1 protein-coding gene is annotated in these 665 nt (G+C 49.8%); it reads left to right on the forward strand.

Annotated features, from left to right (window positions below; translation table 11 throughout):
• The coding region (locus tag EIEH_RS18085) for an IS110 family RNA-guided transposase (protein WP_081490057.1) at nt 1–665 on the forward strand (665 nt) is incomplete at both ends.

The raw sequence follows: 665 nt of genomic DNA on the forward strand, positions 1-665 counted from the left end.
AAAAAAATGATGGTAATGATGCACAGGCCATCGCAGTGGCTCTGATGCAACCGACAATGCAGTTCGTGCCGCCAAAAAGCCCCGAACAGCAGGATATCCAGGCTTTACACCGGGCAAGGCAGCGTATTGTCAATCACCGCACTGCTACAGTCTGTCAAATAAGAGGGCTGTTACTTGACCGGGGGATCCCCATTGGCAGTGCTGTCTCCAGAGCTCGCCGGACTATTCCTCTTATCCTTGAAGATGCAGAAAACGGTCTACGTTCCCGTATGCGCAGAACAATTGCCGAGCTCTATGATCTCTTTAACGATCTCGAGCGTCGGATCCATTTTTTTGATAAGGAAATTGAAACAGTATTCAGGCAATCAGAAGCCTGTCAGCGTATCGCCAGAGTTAAAGGCATTGGCCCTAAAACGGCCACGGCCGTTGTTGCTGCTATTGGCAAAGGAACTGAATTTAAGAATGGCCGCCACTTTGCTGCATGGCTGGGTCTGGTTCCACGCCAGCATTCGAGTGGCGACAGGCAGGTGCTGATGAATATGACGAAAAAAGGCGACAAGCATCTGCGGACTCTTTTTATTCATGGTGCCCGCGCTGTCGTCAGGGTTGCCACGAATAACAATGATGGTCATATGAATCAGTGGGTTAATCAGTTAAAGGAACGG

This window comes from Edwardsiella ictaluri ATCC 33202 (assembly GCF_000264785.1).
Classification (GTDB): Bacteria; Pseudomonadota; Gammaproteobacteria; order Enterobacterales; family Enterobacteriaceae; genus Edwardsiella; species Edwardsiella ictaluri.